The sequence below is a fragment of the Klebsiella sp. 18074 genome (assembly GCF_902705905.1).
In the GTDB taxonomy this organism is placed as follows: domain Bacteria; phylum Pseudomonadota; class Gammaproteobacteria; order Enterobacterales; family Enterobacteriaceae; genus Klebsiella; species Klebsiella terrigena.
In genome coordinates this window covers 1-2877 of record NZ_CACSIS010000074.1, presented here as the reverse complement: position 1 = coordinate 2877, position 2877 = coordinate 1, and the positions used below count along the sequence as shown (strand labels likewise).

General features: G+C 51.8%; 2 protein-coding genes. Both read left to right on the top strand.

The features are described from left to right. Positions 1-98: 98 nt before the first annotated feature. Complete coding sequence (locus GVK32_RS29385) at positions 99-1829, top strand: hypothetical protein (RefSeq protein ID WP_227697931.1); 1731 nt, start codon at positions 99-101, stop codon at positions 1827-1829. A 3-nt stretch (positions 1830-1832) separates the two neighbouring features. Continuing rightward, complete coding sequence (locus GVK32_RS28470; RefSeq protein WP_159880941.1) at positions 1833-2678, top strand: hypothetical protein; 846 nt, start codon at positions 1833-1835, stop codon at positions 2676-2678. The last annotated feature ends 199 nt before the right edge of the window (positions 2679-2877 follow it).

Genomic DNA, 2877 nt, shown 5'->3' with positions numbered 1-2877 from the left:
TATAGGGCGACAAGCACATGGCAGAAGTTCCACTCCCGACACCTACGCAGGCACCGGTACCCAGCACAGACATCCGGAACAGTGTTTATGCCGGAGCTATGCTGGATAAAGTAGTTACCAGCACTGATTTGACCTACACGGATCGCCTTGGGGGTGAGCATTACACCGTCGACGGCATTAAGGCGGAAGGGGACAAGGTCGTCGAGGAAACTCGCCAGAACCTAATTCCCCTCAGCCGCCAGTATATGACGTTGGCCGCCGCTCAGGATGATATTGCCAATATCCCGGAGGGCAGCACCACATACGTACGAAGCGCAGATGATAGCGCGCTGGCGATTGAGTATATGAATGTAGGCGGGACTCTGGAGCCAACTGGCCGCGTTATGGTGTCCAAGGTCTACATCGACGAAATTAAAAACCGCACACCTAATATCGACAGATCTTCGTACTGGGGCGGGATTGTCGCTGCAGATGGAACCATTGGTGTTAATTTCCGCACAAGCGACAACGAACCGATATTCGGGAAATATGGGGCATTGTCCGCGCTGACGTCATCGTTGACACCCTTTACGGACATTGCCTCCGGGATGGCGACCGTAAATATCAATTCCAGCTTTCTGGTTGCAGCCAATGAAAGTGATGGGCTCTCTGTGCCAACGATTTTCAATAAAATAACGTCAACAATGTTTGTAAAATTATTCGCCGTCACAACTGATGAGCAGGTTGCAAATATTGGCGGGCGGTCGGGATACTGGGGCGGGATCGTCGCGAAAAATGGTCAGGTCGGCGTGGTGTTTAGGGCGTCTGATAATAGACCGATATTCGGGGGCGGCGGTGAGCGTGGTGGAGATATTTTTTCGCGGCTGGAGGCTGTCGAAAACAGTGACGGTATTATCATCAATAAATCCGATACCGCAGGCGACAGTACCGGCGCCGGGACTGGTGCCCCTGCAGGATATTCGTTCCCAGATCAGTTAGCTGCTCTGATTGGTAATGGATTCGTTGCAACAAATTACAGTATTGGCGGGCAAAAATCCGGGCAGGTGGCAATGCGGATGGGTGCAAAACCCATTTACCTGACCGTGACCGGAGATTTGATTCCCGCATCGGGCAATTCGGTCGCTATTACTCAGATTAACGGTGCTAGCGCCACAGCAGAGCCGGCCTACCCAAGCCAGGATGTTCGCTTCCTGTCCACACCATCAAACACCACCACCTACACGCTGGATGGCTGGATATCGGGCATCAAATGCCGGGTGACGCGCACCTCTTCCGGTGGTGTTGAAGCGTACAGCCTGACTGCTTTAAGCGGTACAGGGTTCCGGTGTCTCCCTGGCTCGCTGTTTGTGCCAGATTATGCAATGCAGGACCACTCTGATAGCGAGATGTGGATCTGCGTTGGCATCAATGATTACCGCTCTGGCGCCACGACAGCTGCCGACTATGACGCCGATGTGGTGGCTATAAAATCCAATATCGATGCTCTGGTAAATCAGGCTGAAAAATCAGGCCGGCCCATACTGGTTTACGGCATTAATACCTGCAACTACTCAGTGGAGTTTCTTGGCGGGATACGGTATCAGCGCATTCTCGAAGTTAATCAGTATTTTTCTCAAAAATACCCAGGCTACTACGTCAGGGGCGGTAATGGCCGCGATTTGCGCGAGGAGCTGGTTTCCAGATACAACGCATCGATTGCGCAGGATGTCACGGATTTTGGTAATGACATCGTCCCGTCAACATTGCGAAACGATAACCGACATCCAAACGCCACAGGATATGGCGTGTACGCCGAAATTGGATATCAAACCCGCCAGAGAAGAGGATAACTAATGGCTATTTTTTTGAAATCGGATTCATCTCCGGCCAGCAGCGGAGCAAATCCCGTGTATCTGGAAAATGACCCATCCATTATTCGTGGCGCCACTTTGGGTCTGCTCGATTTCAGCAATGAGATTTGCTACGACTCAGGAACGCCGGTAGCGGCTTATGCGAACCTGCTCAACCTGGTGAGCGGTGGAACAAATGCGACAAACGGGCCGAACTCACATACGTTGGAAACAGGTATGCTGAAATTCACCGGAGCTGCCGAAAGTGTCAATGATTACGTTCTTCTGCCTACTGCGGAATTTTCATTACCAACGGGCTGTAAGAGGGCCCTGGCGAGTGTGGCGGTAAAACTCCCAGCGTCCGGGTATGGCACGCCGGCAGCAAGTCGCTCAGTAAACCTGTTCGGACGGCTAAACAATACGGCTTCGGCGAATATTAATTTCGCTATCTGGGCGCTAATCAACACATCCGGCAGCCTACAATCTGTTCAGGGATCTATGATGGGGTCCGCCGCGATTTCGGCAGCAGCACAATTAGCGCTCCTGACTGATGGAAACGTGCACGTGGTGTCCGTTTACGCCGATGGAGAGACTACACCTGGTGTGCTGGTAACGCGAATTTACGTCGATAATATACTGGTAGCCACGGCAACAAATAACACCTGGGATAGCGTGGTGCCTCAGCCGACTAACCTGCCACGTATCGGTAGTTACCCCGCCACGATATACGGCCCCTGGGGGGGCATTAAAATTGGTCGCCCTATGCTGGTAAATCTCACCGGGAAAACAACTGTTGTGACTGATTTGATCGCCCAGGCAGTAACGTTAGCTAACGAGTATCTTGTGTAATCAAAGCACTGCGCCTGTCATAAAAATTGATAGGCGCAACCTCTCTTGATCTGAGGTCTCGATAAAACTACTGTATATAAAAACAGTATCATTGAGAGGTTAAGATCATGCCACGCCTTTACGAAATTGAAACAGCCTGCCGGGCGGCGATAGTCATCGAGCCCAACGGCAGGCGCACCATCACCACCAGGCGGTTTCT

What these genes read in the sequence shown, in the direction of transcription:
- GVK32_RS29385 (WP_227697931.1), top strand. Translation starts at nt 99, where the DNA reads ATGCTGGATAAAGTAGTTACCAGCACTGATTTGACCTACACGGATCGC.
- GVK32_RS28470 (WP_159880941.1), top strand. Translation starts at nt 1,833, where the DNA reads ATGGCTATTTTTTTGAAATCGGATTCATCTCCGGCCAGCAGCGGAGCA.